The organism is Virgibacillus sp. W0181 (assembly GCF_051846915.1).
Lineage (GTDB): Bacteria > Bacillota > Bacilli > Bacillales > Amphibacillaceae > JBPYCR01.
This window is the reverse complement of record NZ_JBPYCR010000001.1, coordinates 177,258-194,967: the sequence shown is the minus strand read 5'-3', so window position 1 is coordinate 194,967 and position 17,710 is coordinate 177,258. Positions and strand designations below refer to the sequence as shown.

Sequence of the window (17,710 nt, the reverse complement as noted above, 5' to 3'; positions counted from 1 at the left end):
AAGGAAAGATTATTTTAATTGGAGAGTTGTTTGATATGTTGGAACAAGGACTTTACTGGAGAAACCGTGAACTGCGTGAACATGTTGCAGTAATGGACGGCAAAAAATACCCAACGCTAATTTTAAAAAATGCGACGTATTTAAATATATTTACGAAAGAGTGGCTGCAGGGAAATATATGGATCTATAATGATCGAATCGTTTATGTTGGTGAACGAATGGCAGAAACGGATTCAACGACAGAAGTTATGGATTTGACCGGACAATATGTTGTCCCTGGATACGTTGAACCACATGCACACCCGTTTCAGTTGTATAATCCGGAACAACTAGCGATTCATGCAGCGCAATTCGGTACTACGACCCTAGTCAATGATAGCATGCGGTGGTATACTTTATTGGATAAAAAGAAAGCGTTTACTTTATTGGAAGATTTTAATAATTTGCCTATTTCAATGTATTGGTGGGCGCGGTATGATTCTCAAACACCGATGCAGCGTGAAGAAGAAATTTTTAATACAAAAGATGTGATGGACTGGGTAGCAAATGAATTTGTTGTCCAGGGTGGAGAGCTTTCTTCATGGCCAAGTTTATTGGATGGAGATGACCGTCTGCTTTATTGGATTCAAGAAACAAAGAAACAGCGAAAGCCGATTGAAGGGCATCTTCCGGGAGCTTCGGAAGCGACATTAACGAAATTGAAATTACTTGGAATTACTGCTGATCATGAAGCTATGTCGGGGTCGGATGTGATTGATAGACTGCGGCTTGGATATCAGGTAGGGCTTCGTCATTCATCAATTCGCCCGGATTTAGCGAAGTTACTCGATGAAATTGTTTCTCCGGACTTCCAGGCATACGACCAGCTGACAATGACGACTGACGGATCAACTCCTTCCTTTTATGAAAAAGGCATGATGAATGTATGTATTGATATAGCAATTCAAAGTGGAGTCCCGCTGGAAGAGGCGTACCGGATGGCAACCTATAATGCAGCGAAACATTTTGGCTTGCATGAGTCGATTGGAAGCATTGCCCCAGGACGGATCGCGCATTTAAATATTTTGTATGAAAAAGATGACCCACATCCGTTGAGTGTATTGGCAAAAGGACAGTGGATTATTAAAGATGGAATAGAGCAGCATGTAAAGCAGACAATTAATTGGAAAAATTATGCGATTGAATCTCTTTCTTTTGATTGGGAGATGGGAATAGGCGATTTGCAATTTTCGACTCCAATCGGATTAAAGCTTGTAAATGATGTTATTATGAAACCGTATCCCGTGGAGATCGATATTACGGTAGATGAGTTGCCCGATAATAGTCATGAAGCATTTCTATTACTTATCGATCGTTACGGAAAATGGCGAGTGAACTCAGTCATAAAGGGATTTACGCACACTCTTGGAGCGTTAGCAAGCTCTTATTCTTCCACAGGGGATCTCGTGTTTATCGGTAAAAACAAACAAGATATATTAATCGCTTGGAAACGGCTCAAAGAAATTGGAGGCGGAATTGTATTAGTGCATGAAGGCAAGGTTATTTTTGAGTTGATATTGGAACTGAGCGGTGTCATGCATGATGGCGATTTTAAGAAACTTATTACGGAAGAAAAGAAATTAAAACATATTTTACAGGACTATGGCTATTTGTATAATGATCCAGTCTATAATATTCTGTTTCTTTCATCCACACATCTTCCGTATATTCGGATTACTCAACAAGGAATATACGATGTATTGCGGAGAGAGACCATATTCCCGGCAAATATGCGTTAAACAAAATAACAGTTTCACAGGAAGCTTTGCTGTATGGTTAATATGCACAGGATTGTGTTTTTACTCCATTAATTCCTTGTGAAAGCATAGAAAATAACAACAGATAATCCTTGATGCACTTACAAGGGTTGTCTGTTTTTTTATCCGTTTCATGTGTGAAAAGTTTTAAATCTATTGTATAAGTTTATTTCGTACCGCATGCTATTTGGTTGATTCGCAAAATTGACTATTCAAAATATACGAGCACAAAAGTCTTCCTGCCAACCGATTGCTACTGTGCTATTTTAATTAAGCTATATTATATTTTTAAAAAGTTTGATAAAATAATAGGCAAGCTAGGAAAGTTTATAAAAAAGATAGGTGTGGGATAATGAAGAAAGTGTTACTATTGGTTGCAAGTATAGCTGTCATGCTTGTTGCCTGTTCTAAAGATGAAAAAACAGCAAATAAAAATGTACCGATAGATTCGGCGGAAGAACCAAAAGAAATGGTGGAAGTGGAAGCGAACAATACGTATCCGTTTACAGGCATCAAAACAGAAGTTGAAGTCGACGAACGTATGGTTGGTGTTATGGTAAACAATCACCCGAAAGCGAGACCGCAATCCGGCCTGTCACAGGCGGATGTCGTGTTTGAAATTTTGGCGGAAGGAAATATTACGCGTTTGCTTGCTTTGTTCCAAAGTGAAAAACCCGAAGTTGTTGGTCCTGTTCGCAGTGCACGTGAGTATTATTTTGAACTAGCCAAAGACTATGGAGCGTTGTATATTTATCACGGAGCGGCAGGATTTGTCGATGACATGATCGCCAACCGGGGAATTGAGCATTTAAACGGAGCAATTTACGACAATGATGGAAATTTATTTAAACGGGAAAGCTTTCGAAAAGCACCGCATAATTCCTACTTACAGTTCGGAGCTGTTGATGAAGTTGCGGAATCAAAAGGTTACGAAATGACCCGTACTTATGAGCCGATGAATTTTGTGGATGAAGATACTTCCATAGATGGAGAAGCAGGCGCTCATGCAACAATTAAATATTCCAACAGTACATTTTCGAATGTGGAATATGAATACAATGACGAAAATGAAACATATACGCGATATAATGGACAAGAGAAAACGGTAGAACTGAACACGGAAGAGCCGATAGAATTGAATAATGTGTTTATCATTGAAACCTATCATGAAGTCATTGATGACGCAGGGCGCCGGGCGATTGATTTTGAATCCGGTGGAGATGCGTATTTGCTGCAGAAAGGAAAAATGCAGCAGGTAAAATGGGAGAATAGAGATGGCCGTATCCTCCCGGTTAAAGACGGCGAGGTTGCAGGATTTGTTCCGGGAAAAACGTGGATTAATGTTGTTCCGTCCAATCCAGGAATGTCCCAATCTGTGACCGTATCAGGCGATTAAATGAATGGAGGGGGATTTTGTGCAAATTGATAAGTTAAGGGGCGACCAGCTGGATCAGTTGTTTGATGCCGTATTGTCACTTCAAACAAGAGAAGAATGCTATCAATTTTTTGATGATATTGCAACAATGAACGAAATTCATTCGATTTCTCAACGACTGCAAGTAGCTAAAATGCTGAATGAAGGGCGTACATACAGCCATATTGAGAAAGAAACAAAAGCGTCTACTGCTACAATTTCACGCGTTAGACGCTGTATTGATTACGGTAGCGGTGGGTATGAAATTGTTTTAAATCGAATGGAAACAGCCAAAGATAATAATGATTAGGTAACTGAATCGTGCAGGCAGTGAAAGACTTCAATATTTGGAAGCTTTTGCTGCCTTTAATTGCTTTTTAATGTGAAATCAAGCCGAATGGCAGCGATGTTGACTACTAGAACTCTAATAGTTGAGGGATATATCCGCACTCGGAGGAATATATCCGTACTCGGGAGATTATATCCACATTCGATGCAAGTATATCCACATTCAGGGAAGTTATATCCGCACTCGGAGCAATATATCCGCACTCGGAGCAATATATCCACACTCGGAGCGATATATCCGCACTCGGAGCAATATATCCACACTCGGAGCGTTATATCCGCACTTGGGGGGGGTATATCCACACTCAGAGCGATATATCCGCACTCGGGGCAGCTATATCCACACTCGGAGTAATATATCCACATTCAGGGAAGTTATATCCACACTCGGAGCGTTATATCCACACTCAGAGCGATATATCCGCACTCGGAAGATTATATCCACATTCGATGCAAGTATATCCGCACTCGGAGCAATATATCCACACTCAGTGCGATATATTCGCACTCGGGAGATTATATCCACATTCGATGCAAATATATCCGCACTCGGGAGATTATATCCACATTCGATGCAAGTATATCCACGCATTCATCGGTAGATTCATACTAGAGTAATCCGCCCCATGAAAATCCTCATTTTTTCACATATAATGCGGTATAGAAGCACATCTAAAGAGGTCTAAATACAATTCGAAAAACAAATAAAAACTTCCATTCAAAATTCCTTCCCATTTAACTAAATTCAGCCGTCAATTTTTGCTATAATATAGGAATGAAGCTGAAATTGGAGGCTATGTAATTGAGAAATGTAATGAAGCAATGGAAGCATATATTTAAACTTGATCCTGCGAAAAGTATTTCCGATGAAGACTTAGAATTAATTTGCGAATCGGGAACAGATGCTGTCATCGTAGGGGGAACCGATGGTGTGACATTGGATGGCGTACTGGATTTATTAGCTAACATCCGACGCTACACAGTCGATTGTATCCTGGAAGTGTCCACGATGGACGCTATCACACCGGGATTTGATTATTACTTTATTCCGATGGTTATGAACAGTTCGGAAAAAAAGTGGATGATGGATATTCAACACCAAGCAATCAAACAGTACAAAGATATGATGAACTGGGATATGATGGCCGTTGAAGGGTATTGTATTTTAAATAAAGAGGCAAAAGTATATGAAAAGACGAATTGCGAATTTCCCGACGAACGAGACGTGCTCGCTTATGCTTATATGGCTGAGCGCATGTTTCAGTTGCCGATTTTCTATTTGGAATATAGCGGTACATATGGAGACCCGGGACTTGTCCAACAGGTGAAACGGGAACTTGAACATACGTTGCTCTTTTACGGCGGTGGGATTGAAACCGCCGAGCAAGCACGCGAGATGAAACAGTATGCGGATGTTATTGTTGTGGGGAATAGTATTTATACGGACATCAATAAAGCGCTCAAAACAGTGCAAGCAGTAAAAAGCATGGACAATCGATAAAGGGGCTGACATGTATGAGTCGAACGAAGCAAGGTTTATTAGAAGGGTTAAATAAAGAACAACAAGAGGCAGTTAAGCACACAGACGGCCCATTGCTCATTATGGCTGGGGCGGGAAGTGGGAAAACAAGGGTGCTTACCCATCGTATTGCCTATTTACTCGATGAAAAAGAAGTGTCGCCGCGTAGTATTTTGGCGATTACGTTTACGAATAAAGCAGCTCGGGAAATGAAAGATCGGGTTGGACGACTTGTTGGTGCTGAAAGTGCCGCTATTTGGGTATCTACGTTTCACTCCATGTGTGTACGCATATTGCGGCGCGATATTGATCGGATCGGTTTTAATCGCAATTTTATTATTATCGACAGCAGTGATCAATTATCAGCAATGAAGCAAGTATTAAAAAATTTAAACGTCGATCCAAAGCAATTTGACCCACGGGCGATGATCGGGCAGATTAGTAATGCCAAAAATGAACTGATTACGCCGGAACAATTTGAAGAAAAAGTCGGCAATTTTTATGATAGACAAGTATCCCAAATATATAAAGCGTATCAAGCCATGCTTCGGAAAAATGGAGCACTTGATTTTGATGATTTGATTATGGAAACGATCCACTTATTTAAACGAATTCCTGAGGCACTGGAATATTATCAACGTCGTTTTCAATACATTCATGTGGATGAGTACCAGGATACAAACCATGCACAATACTACCTTGTAAAGCAATTGGCAAGCCGGTACAAAAATTTATGTGTCGTCGGCGATTCGGATCAGTCGATTTACCGTTGGCGCGGTGCGAACATCGCAAATATTTTATCCTTTGAAAAGGATTATCCAAATGCCCGTGTGGTATTTCTTGAACAGAATTATCGTTCAACGAGATCAATATTAGATGCAGCTAATAAAGTCATCGATCACAATACAGGTCGCAAACCGAAAAATTTATGGACTGAAAATGAAGACGGAAGCAAGATCAATTATTTTCAAGGCTCGACAGAACGAGAAGAAGCGTTATTTATTACGGATAAAATCCAAGAGCTGACAACGACCGGCACATATTCTCCTTATGAGATTGCGATTTTATATCGTACAAATGCCCAGTCGCGGGCGATTGAGGATGCGCTCCTTAAATCAAATATTGCTTATCAAATGGTTGGCGGTACAAAGTTCTACGACCGAAAAGAAATTAAAGATATGGTTGCATACTTACGCCTTATTACAAATCCTCACGATGATTTAAGCTTTGAGCGGGTCGTCAATGTTCCAAAACGGGGAATCGGTCAGACATCTGTCGAACGATTACGGGCGTATGCTGCGGAACATGATATTTCGTTTTATGAAGCGGTAAAGGAAGTTGACTTCACTGGTGTTTCCAAACGAGCTGCAAATGCGCTCGCTGATTTTGGCGCATTAGTTGAATCTCTTACAAAGCAACAGGAATTTCTAACGGCGACCGATATGGTGGAAGCTGTACTGGAACGAACTGGATATGAAAAAATGCTTGAAAATGAAAAAACGATTGAGGCGCAAAGCAGGCTGGAAAACTTGGAAGAGTTTATGACAGTAACGAAAAACTTTGAAAAGACGAGCGAAGAAGATAAAACCGTTGTCGCCTTTTTGACGGATTTGGCATTAATTGCAGATATTGATTCAATTGATGAAGAAGATCCCGATAACGAAGAAAAAATTACATTAATGACACTGCATGCAGCGAAGGGATTAGAATTTCCGGTTGTCTTTTTAATCGGTATGGAGGAAAATGTGTTTCCGCATAGTCGGTCCATGATGGATGATGAAGAAATGGAAGAAGAACGACGCTTGGCTTATGTAGGAATTACCCGGGCGGAAAAAGAGCTCTATATGACGCACGCTCAGATGCGCACGCTGTTTGGCAGAACAAATATGAACCCGATTAGTCGGTTTATTAATGAAATACCGGAAGACTTAATTGAAGGGATCGAACAAGCAAAAGCGTCTATGTTTGGTCCGTTTGGGCAATCTAAACAAACAGCTACTCCCCCGCTTCGAAAAGCGAGAAAAATCGAAACGACAACAGGAGCGGAAAGCGTCGGATGGCAAGCCGGCGATAAAGCAGAACATAAAAAATGGGGAATCGGTACTGTTGTGAAAGTGCAGTTTGAAGGGGAGGCGACTGAACTGGATATTGCTTTTCCTGCTCCGACAGGTATCAAACGACTACTGGCTAAGTTTGCTCCCATTACGAAATTATAGGATGGTGACGGCAGGGTGGATAAACAAGAGGCAAAGAAAAAGATAGAAAACCTTATACAATTATTAAATAAGTATGGATACGAATATTATGTGCTTGACCAACCAACTGTTCCTGATGCAACGTATGATGAGAAACTGCAGGAATTAGAAAAATTGGAAGCAGCGTTTCCTGAATTTGTATCTGAATCCTCTCCAACACAGCGAGTCGGTGGACAGCCGCTGGATAAATTCCATAAAGTTGAACACCACGTGCCGATGCTTAGTTTGGGGAATGCTTTTAATGAAGCGGATTTAAGGGATTTTGATCGACGGGTAACCCAATTAGCACAAGAACCGGTAACGTATATTTGTGAATTAAAAATAGATGGCTTGGCCATAGCATTAACATATGAAGACGGGAAATTTGTTCGGGGAGCAACACGTGGTGACGGAACAATAGGAGAGGATATTACGAGCAATTTGCGAACGATACGCAGTGTCCCGTTGACGATTAGCGAGAAACGGACGATCGAAGTACGCGGCGAAGCCTTTATGCCGCTTCATTCTTTTCTTGCTTTAAATAAGGAGCGGGAAGAAGAGGAAGAAATGGTGTTCGCTAATCCGAGAAACGCAGCAGCCGGATCCTTAAGGCAATTGGATCCAAAAATTGCTGCCTCCCGTAACTTGGATTTGTTTTTGTTCGGTTATGGGCAGTGGGAAGCGGAGGAAATAGGTTCTCATAGTGATCGATTGAATTATTTGTCCGAGCTTGGTTTTAAAATAAATCCGGAATGGAAACGGTGCGAAACAATTGAAGAAGTTATTGAATATGTGGCGCATTGGACAACGGAACGTCCGAATCTCTCTTATGAAATAGATGGAATCGTTATTAAGGTCGATAACTTGCAGCAACAGGCGAAACTTGGATTTACTGCGAAAAATCCACGTTGGGCGATTGCATATAAATTCCCGGCTACAGAAGCAGTAACAAAACTACGGGATATTGAGTTAAGTGTTGGAAGAACAGGTGTCGTAACACCTACTGCCATACTCGATCCGGTCAAGATTGCCGGGTCAACCGTACAGCGGGCGTCCCTTCATAATGCGGATTTAATTAAAGAAATGGATATTCGAATCGGGGATACCATCGTATTGAAAAAGGCGGGAGACATTATTCCAAAAGTAGTTCGGGCGATTGAGGAAAAACGCACCGGAAATGAAACGGAATTTTCTATGCCAAAGAATTGCCCGTCTTGCGGCAGTGAACTCGTACATTTGGAAGAAGAAGTGGCATTGCGCTGTTTGAATCCTGACTGCCCGGCACAGCTTCAAGAAGGGCTTATTCATTTTGTATCCCGGGATGCGATGAACATTGACGGGCTTGGCGAAAAAGTAATTGAACAACTCTTTCAAGCGAAACTGATTAAAACAATCGCAGATATTTACCGGCTGAAAAAAGATGAACTGCTAAATCTTGAACGAATGGGCGAAAAATCAGTGCAAAACTTGTTGACCGCCATTGATGCGTCTAAGACTAACTCACTGGAAAAGTTGCTATTCGGATTAGGCATCCGCCACATTGGAGCAAAGGCGGCTCGAACACTCGCTGTCCATTTTCAAACGATGGATCGTATACAGCAAGCTACGTACGATGATTTTATTGCAATCGATGAAGTTGGTGAAAAGATGGCTGATGCCATTGCACGATTTTTTTCCGAAGAAAAAGTCATCGCTCTACTTCATCAATTAAGCGCGCTTGGTGTAAATATGACTTATACGGGTGCGGACCATTCGTCTAAGGCTGCATTGTTCTCTAATCAAACGATTGTGTTAACAGGAAAAATGGAAAACTTTAGCCGAAACGAAGCAAAAGAATTAATTGAAGTAAATGGTGGAACCGTTACTGGTAGCGTCAGTAAAAATACGGATATCGTTATTGCCGGTGAAGCTGCGGGTTCAAAGTACAACAAAGCAAAAGAGCTAAATATTACCATTTGGGATGAACAGCAATTTAAGGACGCAATCGATTCCTAAGAAATGGGGGAAATCATGAGAAAAATATTAATACTATTTGTTAGCACACTCCTCATACTTGCAAGCTGTGCACCAACTGAAAAAGAGGATGAAGTGCTTCAAAAAAATGAAGAGGAATCGGAGCAGGAACTTTCCATTGTCCCAAGCTATCGTCTAGCTAAAGACAATTATAAAACCATTCTACCCTATCGTACGAGTGAAGCACGCGGGGTTATTACAAACCAAATTGCTAATCGACTTGACATTGACGAAATGGAAGAAGGATTGAAGCATCATTCCAAGTCAAATTTTGACCCGAGTAAATATTATTTTGAAGAAGGACAATATTTAAAAGAAGATATGGTCTATGATTGGCTTGGTCGTGCTCCCTTAAAAGAAAAAGAAGATGAAGATGAAAAAAACGAAGGGCTAAATCCTGCAACAAAAGATTTGGAGTCGCTAAATGAGAAGGAAAGAATAGAAGAAGAGCGCGAAAACCCGAAATATCTATCCCATATATTGGAACAAAATTTTTTAAAAAGACAAGAGGACAATACCGTTGAGCTCGTCGGTGTGTCGGTCGGACTTGCTTTGAAATCAGAGTACCGTTTCCAAACAGAAATTGGAGGAGATACTTACTATGAAAAAATCTCCAAAAAGGAAATGCTAGAAGAAGGAAAGAAGACAGCTAAAATCGTACTTGAGCGGATGAGAGAAATAGAAGGACTGGAAAATGTACCCATCATGATAGCTCTCTACCGTGAAGAAGAGAAGTCCTCACCAGTTCCCGGAAATTTTGTAGCAAAAACGCTTGTGAAAAAAGGTATGTCAATTGAAAAATGGGAAAGTATTAATGAAGACTATATTCTTTTTCCGTCCAAAGAGGCAAATAAAAAATACTATGACGATCATCAGCTAATTAAAAATTTTGGTGATGATATTGCCGATTACTTTCCGAATTTCGTTGGTGTTGTAGGGGAAGGCTTTTATATAGATGAGGAACTGAAAAAGCTAACATTGGAAATTCCATTGGAGTTTTACGGAAAAAGTGAGGTAACAGGCTTTACTCAATATGTTTATGGCTTGATAAAAGAACTATTCCCGAACTACTATGACTTGGAGGTGAACATTAAATCGGCAGAAAAAATGGAAAGCTTTATGTACCGTAAGGCAGGAGAAGAAGATATTGAAGTGCATATTTTCCATTAAATTAATGTTTTTTTGTTTAAATTAGTTGGTTTGCTTGTTATTATCTTTTGGACATAAAGGAAAAAACATGAAACTGAATTAATTGAACTGTTAAATTCTTTTCGTTAAAATTAACCTATAAAAAGAAATAACGGTCGTTTAAGGGATAGGAGTTCAAGTTTTATAATATATGAAGGAGGTTTTTTATTCATGGTAGTTCCTTATACACATGAACCTTTTACGGATTTTACGATTGAAGAAAACAAGTGTGCGATGCAGGAAGCATTGAAAAAAGTTGAAGCTGATTTAGGTAAGGAATATCCGCTTATTATTGGTGGCGAACGCGTGACAACGGATGAGAAAATTGTTTCCGTTAATCCGGCCAATCGGGAAGAGGTCATCGGCTATGTGTCCAAGTCCAATAAAGATTTGGCTGAACAGGCGATGAAAGTGGCGGATGAAACGTTCGAATGGTGGAGAAAAACGGATCCGTCAGTCCGTGCCGATATTTTATTCCGTGCAGCCGCGATTGTTCGTCGCCGAAAGCATGAATTTACGGCACATTTAATCAAAGAAGGTGGCAAACCTTGGGTAGATTCCGATGCAGATACGGCCGAAGCAATTGACTTCCTCGAATATTATGGACGTCAAATGCTGGAATTAAAAGACGGGGCACCGGTAAATAACCGTCCGATTGAGCATAACCAATTCCATTATATTCCACTTGGTGTCGGGCTCGTTATTTCCCCGTGGAACTTCTTGTTTGCGATTATGGCAGGAACAACGGTCGCAGCAATGGTAACAGGAAATACGGTGTTATTGAAGCCGGCAAGTGCGACACCTGTTATCGCATATAAGTTTATGGAAGTGCTTGAGGAAGCAGGCATGCCTGCAGGTGTAGTCAACTTTATTCCGGGGCCTGGAAGTGAAGTCGGTGACTATTTAGTCGATCACCCACGTACACGCTTCGTCAGCTTTACCGGTTCTCGTGAAGTTGGCACACGTATCTTCGAACGAGCGGCTGTCGTGCATGAAGATAAAGGGCAAAAATGGCTCAAGCGTACGATTATTGAAATGGGCGGTAAAGATACGATCGTTGTTGACAATGAAGCAGACCTTGAGCTTGCAGCACAATCGATCGTTCAGTCTGCATTTGGCTTTTCAGGACAGAAATGTTCCGCTTGTTCCCGCGCAGTTATCCATAAAGATGTATATGATCAAGTAAAAGATCGCGTAGCAGAGCTCGCGAAAGAAATGGCCGCAGGTGACCCGGCGCCGAATGAAACGTATACCGGTCCTGTCATTGATCAGGGCGCCTATGATAAAATTATGGGGTATATCGATATCGGTAAAAAAGAAGGCAAACTAATTGCAGGTGGAACCGGTGATGATACGAAAGGCTGGTTTATTCAACCAACCGTGTTCGCAGATCTAGATCCAGAAGCGCGTATTATGCAAGAAGAAATCTTTGGCCCGGTTGTTGCCCTTGCAAAAGCTAAGGATTTTGATGAAGCAATTGAAATTGCGAATAATACGGACTATGGCTTAACCGGTTCAGTTATAACAAATAATCGTGATCATTTGGAACAAGCGAGAGAAGATTTCCATGTAGGTAACTTGTACTTCAACCGCGGCTGTACCGCAGCGATCGTTGGATACCAGCCATTTGGCGGCTTCAACATGTCAGGGACCGACTCCAAAGCGGGTGGTCCGGACTACTTGATCCACCACATGCAAGGAAAAACGACATCGGAAATGTTTTAATAGAACGATTTATTTCGAATAGATTGTGGCTTTTCCGTTCGCTTGAATCAAGTTGATTAAGTAGAAAGATCCCCCTTTATCCGGCTTGGTGTTCAACCCAGGTCATAAAGGGGGTTTTTACTTATTTTACACTAGAATGTAATAATTAAATGGAATTTTAAATGAAGTTTAGGGGAAGTTTAATAAGTGGTGATACACTGTAATTGACAAACAGTATGAATAGTGTGATAATTTACTGAATATGGTAAATTACGACTGTGAAAATATTGAGTTGTATTTTGGAAGGAGGGAGAAAAAGTGGAATATGCCATTTCAAGTGGTACTTGGTTTTGGTTGTTTGTTCCTATGCCATTATTAATATTATCGTCCATTATTACATTACTTACGGAAAGGGGGAAATAAAACTTGAATACAGCGACATTTATAACGTTTCTTATTTATTTAATTGGAATGCTAATTATCGGACTTGTTATGTATCGCAGAACCCATGACTTATCAGATTACGTTTTGGGGGGGCGTGGATTAGGCCCGGCTGTTGCTGCTTTAAGTGCGGGGGCATCAGATATGAGTGGTTGGCTCATGTTAGGTCTTCCTGGAGCAATCTATGCATCTGGTTTGGGAGAGTCATGGCTTGCAGTCGGTTTAGCAATTGGTGCCTATTTAAACTGGCAGTTTGTTGCTAAAAGGCTCCGCGTATATACAGAAGTAGCAAATAATTCAATCACTATTCCCGATTTCCTTGAAAATCGATTTAAAGATTCTTCCCATGTTCTTCGAATAATCTCAGCCCTTGTTATTTTACTATTTTTTACTTTTTATACGTCATCAGGGATGGTGGCTGGCGCAAAGTTATTTGAAGCATCATTTGGGCTATCTTATCAATCCGCTTTATGGATTGGAACTGTTGTTATTGTAGCGTACACATTTCTCGGAGGTTTTTTAGCCGTTGTGTGGACGGATTTTATTCAAGGAACATTAATGCTTTTGGCACTTATTGTTGTACCAATTATCGCATTAAATCAAATTGGTGGCTGGGGTGAAGCGGTTCAAGCTGTCGGAAACATTGATGCTGGTCATTTAAATATGATTAAAGGCGTAGGGGCAATTGCTATTATCTCCTCTATTGCTTGGGGGCTAGGCTATTTTGGACAGCCACACATTATTGTTCGTTTTATGGCTTTGAAATCGGCAAAGGATGTCCCTGTAGCACGTTTTATTGGAACAACGTGGATGATCATTGGACTATACGGTGCGATATTTACTGGTTTTGTAGGGTTGGCATTTATTAGCACGCAAGATGTTGCTGTCTTAGGGCAGTTCGGTATAGAAGTGACATCGGAAAGCGGCATACAGATGCTCGCAGATCCTGAGAAAATATTTATTGCCTTTTCACAAATTTTATTTCATCCTATTGTGGCCGGAATTTTGCTTGCGGCAATATTATCCGCTATTATGAGTACGATCGACTCTCAGTTGCTTGTATCGTCATCTGCAGTAGCAGAAGACTTTTACAAAGCAATATTCAGACGTGAAGCAACAGATAAAGAACTCGTTTGGGTTGGTCGTTTTGCAACATTAGTTATCGCTGTTATTGCAGCGATCGTTGCCATTAACCCGGAAAGTACCGTTCTGGACTTAGTTGGTTACGCTTGGGCAGGGTTCGGTGCATCATTTGGCCCGATTATCATTTTATCCTTGTTCTGGAAACGGACTACTCGTAATGGAGCTTTAGTAGGTATCCTTGCTGGAGCAATTACCGTCATCGTATGGGGGGACTTCCTATCAGGTGGAATCTTCGACCTGTACGAAATTGTTCCAGGGTTTTTGCTAAACTTGATTTTGACAGTTATTGTCAGTTTAATGGGTAAACCAGCACCGGAAGTTGAATCGGAATTTGAACAAGCGTTAGTAAAGTTAAAGGAATAGTTATCAGTAACTTTGTTATGGAAAGTTTAGTACTGTTGTAGACTGACGTGCACACTTTAGCGAAAAGAAGAAAAACATCCACTTCCATCTGGATTGAATTTTGTCAATGAGGGCAAAAATAATCTATATGAGAAGTGGATTTTTGTTTGATTAGTTGCTTAACAGTCGCTTTTTCTGCTATTATCAAGAGTGTTATGTTGAACGTTTAATGATTTGCTTTTTACATGAGAAATTTTTATTGAAAATACATGTTATAAATAATATGGGAGGTGAATGATATGGCAAACCTTAAAAAAGATCGAGTGAAAGAAGTCGCTCATTTGGCACGAATTGCTATATCAGAAGAGCAGGCAGAAGCATTTACGGAACAATTAAATTCTATTTTTTCATTTACAGAGAAAATTCAAGAGATCAACACGGACAATGTTCAGCGCACAACCCATGGCCGTGACACTGAAAATGTGATGCGGGTTGATGAGCCAAAAGAATGGATTACACGTGATGAAGCATTGAAAAACGCACCGGATAAACAAGATGGTCACTTTAAAGTACCTTCGATCATGGAGTAAGGAGGAAACGATATGTCATTGCATGAATACAGTATAAAAGAATTAAGTGAGCTATTGAATAGAAAAGAGATGTCAGCACATGAATTGGTGGAGAAGTCATTTCACCGCATAGCAGAAGTGGATAAAGATGTTCAGGCGTTCCTCACATTGGATGAAGAGAATGCTTATGCACGTGCAAAGGAATTGGATAATGGCACAAAAAATGATCATCCTTTATTTGCGATTCCAAACGGAATTAAAGACAATATTGTAACGAAGGGTGTAAAAACAACTTGTGCGAGCCAAATGTTACATAACTTTAATGATCCACTATATGATGCTACGGTTATAAACAAGTTATCTAATGCCAAGTCCATTATGACAGGTAAACTAAATATGGATGAATTTGCAATGGGTTCTTCTACAGAAAATTCAAGCTACCATTTGACACGCAATCCATGGAATTTGAACCATGTGCCCGGTGGTTCGAGCGGGGGTTCAGCTGCAGCTGTTGCAGCAGGTGAAGTTGTGTTTTCTCTTGGTTCCGATACAGGTGGATCGATTCGTCAGCCTGCAGCTTTTTGCGGCATCGTCGGTTTAAAGCCTACATATGGACTTGTTTCTCGTCATGGACTAGTCGCATTTGCTTCTTCGCTCGATCAAATCGGGCCAATGACGCAAACCGTTGCGGATAATGCGCATGTGTTGGAAGTGATTGCCGGTTATGACGAAAACGATGCAATGAGCAAAAAAATGGATGCCCAAAAGTATACAGATGCATTAATAGGAGACGTAAAAGGGTTAAAGGTTGCAGTACCGAAAGAATTTTTGTCAGAAGGTGTGAGTACGGAAGTTAAGGCTTCTGTTCAACAAGCGTTGAAAGTGTATGAATCGCTTGGCGCCGAAATTGAAGAAGTCTCCCTGCCACATGTAACCTATGCTGATGCAGTCTATTATTTGATTGCCTCAGCGGAAGCTTCTGCCAATCTTGCTCGGTTTGATGGCGTCCGTTACGGAGTTCGCAACCAAAGCACAGATGATATGATTGAAATGTACAAGCTGTCACGTAGTGAGGGTTTCGGTGAAGAAGTAAAACGCCGCATTATGATTGGTACATTTGCGTTAAGTGCTGAATTTCACGATGATTATTTTGAAAAAGCGCAAAAGGTGCGCACATTAATTAAAAATGATTTTGAACGTGTTTTTGAAAAATATGACGTTATCATTGGGCCGACAACGCCTACACCTGCGTTTGAAATCGGGGAAAAGACGGATGATTTATTAACGCTATACATGCGGGATATGCTCACCGTACCAGTCAATCTAGCTGGTTTACCGGGTATTTCTATCCCTTGTGGCTTCAGTGAGCACGGATTGCCGATTGGAATGCAAATTATTGGGAAACACTTTGATGAACGTACAGTGTATCGGGTTGCCCACGCTTTTGAACAAGCAACCGAATATCATAAAAAACATCCAGCAATAGGGGGTGCAGCTAAATGAAATTTGAAACAGTAATTGGATTAGAGGTTCATGTGGAGCTTAAAACGAAATCGAAAATATTCAGTCCAAGTCCAAATGCATTTGGTGCTGAACCGAATAAAAATGTAAATCCGATAGACCTAGCATTTCCAGGTACATTGCCGCAATTAAATGAAGAAGCAATTAATTATGGAATGAAAGCAGCAATGGCTTTAAACTGTTCTATTGCGGAGCATACAGTATTTGACCGGAAGCATTACTTTTATCCGGACAACCCAAGCGCGTACCAAATTTCACAAGATAAGCAGCCGATTGGGGAGAATGGCTGGATTGATATAGAGGTTAATGGTGAAAAGAAGCGAATTGGCATTGAACGGATTCACCTTGAAGAAGATGCCGGGAAGCTGATTCATGCTGAAGACGGCTCTCTTGTTGATTTGAACAGACAAGGAACCCCGTTAATTGAAATTGTATCGGATCCTGATATTAGTTCTCCTGAAGAAGCTTATGCCTATTTGGAAAAACTAAAAAGCATCGTTCAATATACAGGTGTTTCTGACTGTAAGATGGAAGAAGGATCGTTACGTTGTGACGCGAATATCTCTTTACGTCCAGAAGGCCAAAAAGAGTTTGGTACAAAGACAGAGCTGAAAAACCTTAATTCATTTGCTTTTATTCGCAGTGGGCTTGAGTTTGAAGAAAAGCGCCAGGAAAAAGAATTGCTCGCAGGGAAAACACTGCTTCAAGAAACACGACGCTACGATGATAAAACAAAAGAAACAATTCTAATGCGGATTAAAGGGCATGCAGATGATTATCGATTTCTGCCTGACCCGGATATTGCACCGATTCATATTGATGAATCATGGAAAGAGCGGATCCGTAAAGAAATACCAGAACTTCCGGATGCCCGGAAAAAGCGGTACATGGATGATCTAGGTTTATCGGAATACGATGCCGATGTCTTAACAAGTTCCAAGGAAATGGCTGACTTTTTCGAAGAGACAGTTCAAAACGGCGCGGAAACTAAACAAGCATCCAATTGGCTGATGGGTGATGTATCCGCCTATATGAATAAGCATGGGAAAGAATTACATGATCTTTCCATCACACCTGAGGGACTTGCCAAAATGATCAAACTGATCGAGGATGGAACGATTTCTTCCAAAATTGCCAAGAAAGTATTTGCTGAATTGGTTGAAAATGGCGGAGACCCGGAGAAGTTTGTTAAAGAGCAAGGGCTTGTTCAGATTTCTGATGAAGGCCAATTACAAGAAGTTATTTCCGGAGTACTCGATGAAAATGAGCAGTCAATTATTGACTATAAGGATGGAAAAGGCCGTGCACTTGGCTTCTTAGTCGGTCAAGTAATGAAAGCGACACAAGGTCAAGCCAATCCGCAAATGGTAAATAAAATATTGAAACAGGAAATTGATAAACGGTAATTAGTAAGGACTACTGCTGGAATTCAACGTGGAAGGTTAAGGATTCTGCTGGATAAGCACTAAGGATACCTT

General features: G+C 40.8%; 12 protein-coding genes. All 12 read left to right on the top strand.

The features are described from left to right. The first annotated feature begins 35 nt into the window (after window positions 1-35). The gene (locus ACLIBG_RS00960) at window positions 36-1,778 is read left to right on the top strand and encodes an adenine deaminase C-terminal domain-containing protein (protein ID WP_439310813.1); all 1,743 of its coding nucleotides are present in this window, start codon (window positions 36-38) and stop codon (window positions 1,776-1,778) included. Between the two features lie 370 nt (window positions 1,779-2,148). Next, on the top strand, window positions 2,149-3,192 hold the full coding sequence (locus ACLIBG_RS00955) for a DUF3048 domain-containing protein (RefSeq protein WP_439310812.1): 1,044 nt from the start codon (window positions 2,149-2,151) through the stop codon (window positions 3,190-3,192). Window positions 3,193-3,211: 19 nt separating this feature from the next. Continuing rightward, entirely contained in the window at window positions 3,212-3,520 is a 309-nt protein-coding gene (locus ACLIBG_RS00950; RefSeq protein ID WP_439310811.1) for a YerC/YecD family TrpR-related protein, read from the top strand. An 852-nt stretch (window positions 3,521-4,372) separates the two neighbouring features. Further along, complete coding sequence (locus tag ACLIBG_RS00945; protein ID WP_439310885.1) at window positions 4,373-5,059, top strand: heptaprenylglyceryl phosphate synthase; 687 nt, start codon at window positions 4,373-4,375, stop codon at window positions 5,057-5,059. 14 nt (window positions 5,060-5,073) lie between these two features. Beyond that, window positions 5,074-7,293, top strand: a complete 2,220-nt coding sequence (pcrA, locus tag ACLIBG_RS00940) for a DNA helicase PcrA (protein WP_439310810.1) — start codon at window positions 5,074-5,076, stop codon at window positions 7,291-7,293. A gap of 15 nt (window positions 7,294-7,308) precedes the next feature. Continuing rightward, on the top strand, window positions 7,309-9,306 hold the full coding sequence (gene ligA, locus ACLIBG_RS00935; protein ID WP_439310809.1) for an NAD-dependent DNA ligase LigA: 1,998 nt from the start codon (window positions 7,309-7,311) through the stop codon (window positions 9,304-9,306). A 15-nt stretch (window positions 9,307-9,321) separates the two neighbouring features. Further along, window positions 9,322-10,494, top strand: a complete 1,173-nt coding sequence (locus ACLIBG_RS00930) for a CamS family sex pheromone protein (RefSeq protein ID WP_439310808.1) — start codon at window positions 9,322-9,324, stop codon at window positions 10,492-10,494. A 189-nt stretch (window positions 10,495-10,683) separates the two neighbouring features. Beyond that, window positions 10,684-12,237 (top strand): L-glutamate gamma-semialdehyde dehydrogenase, encoded by a 1,554-nt coding sequence (pruA, locus tag ACLIBG_RS00925; RefSeq protein ID WP_439310807.1) that lies wholly within the window; start codon window positions 10,684-10,686, stop codon window positions 12,235-12,237. A 405-nt stretch (window positions 12,238-12,642) separates the two neighbouring features. After that, a complete protein-coding gene (putP, locus tag ACLIBG_RS00920) occupies window positions 12,643-14,163 on the top strand; it encodes a sodium/proline symporter PutP (protein ID WP_439310806.1) in 1,521 nt (506 codons plus the stop codon). Window positions 14,164-14,441: 278 nt separating this feature from the next. Continuing rightward, window positions 14,442-14,732, top strand: coding sequence for an Asp-tRNA(Asn)/Glu-tRNA(Gln) amidotransferase subunit GatC (gene gatC, locus ACLIBG_RS00915; RefSeq protein ID WP_439310805.1), 291 nt, complete (start codon window positions 14,442-14,444; stop codon window positions 14,730-14,732). 12 nt (window positions 14,733-14,744) lie between these two features. Next, window positions 14,745-16,214 carry an Asp-tRNA(Asn)/Glu-tRNA(Gln) amidotransferase subunit GatA gene (gene gatA / locus ACLIBG_RS00910; RefSeq protein ID WP_439310804.1) on the top strand — a complete coding sequence of 490 codons (1,470 nt, stop codon included), beginning with the start codon at window positions 14,745-14,747 and terminating at the stop codon, window positions 16,212-16,214. After that, entirely contained in the window at window positions 16,211-17,638 is a 1,428-nt protein-coding gene (gatB, locus tag ACLIBG_RS00905; RefSeq protein WP_439310803.1) for an Asp-tRNA(Asn)/Glu-tRNA(Gln) amidotransferase subunit GatB, read from the top strand. The genes gatA and gatB overlap by 4 nt, the downstream gene beginning before the upstream one ends. The last annotated feature ends 72 nt before the right edge of the window (window positions 17,639-17,710 follow it).

Excerpts from the sequence above, each read along its gene's own strand:
- ACLIBG_RS00960 (WP_439310813.1), top strand. The coding sequence starts at position 36 with ATGTTGGAACAAGGACTTTACTGGAGAAACCGTGAACTGCGTGAACAT.
- ACLIBG_RS00955 (WP_439310812.1), top strand. The coding sequence starts at position 2,149 with ATGAAGAAAGTGTTACTATTGGTTGCAAGTATAGCTGTCATGCTTGTT.
- ACLIBG_RS00945 (WP_439310885.1), top strand. The coding sequence starts at position 4,373 with ATGAAGCAATGGAAGCATATATTTAAACTTGATCCTGCGAAAAGTATT.
- pcrA (WP_439310810.1), top strand. The coding sequence starts at position 5,074 with ATGAGTCGAACGAAGCAAGGTTTATTAGAAGGGTTAAATAAAGAACAA.
- ACLIBG_RS00930 (WP_439310808.1), top strand. The coding sequence starts at position 9,322 with ATGAGAAAAATATTAATACTATTTGTTAGCACACTCCTCATACTTGCA.
- pruA (WP_439310807.1), top strand. The coding sequence starts at position 10,684 with ATGGTAGTTCCTTATACACATGAACCTTTTACGGATTTTACGATTGAA.
- gatC (WP_439310805.1), top strand. The coding sequence starts at position 14,442 with ATGGCAAACCTTAAAAAAGATCGAGTGAAAGAAGTCGCTCATTTGGCA.
- gatA (WP_439310804.1), top strand. The coding sequence starts at position 14,745 with ATGTCATTGCATGAATACAGTATAAAAGAATTAAGTGAGCTATTGAAT.
- gatB (WP_439310803.1), top strand. The coding sequence starts at position 16,211 with ATGAAATTTGAAACAGTAATTGGATTAGAGGTTCATGTGGAGCTTAAA.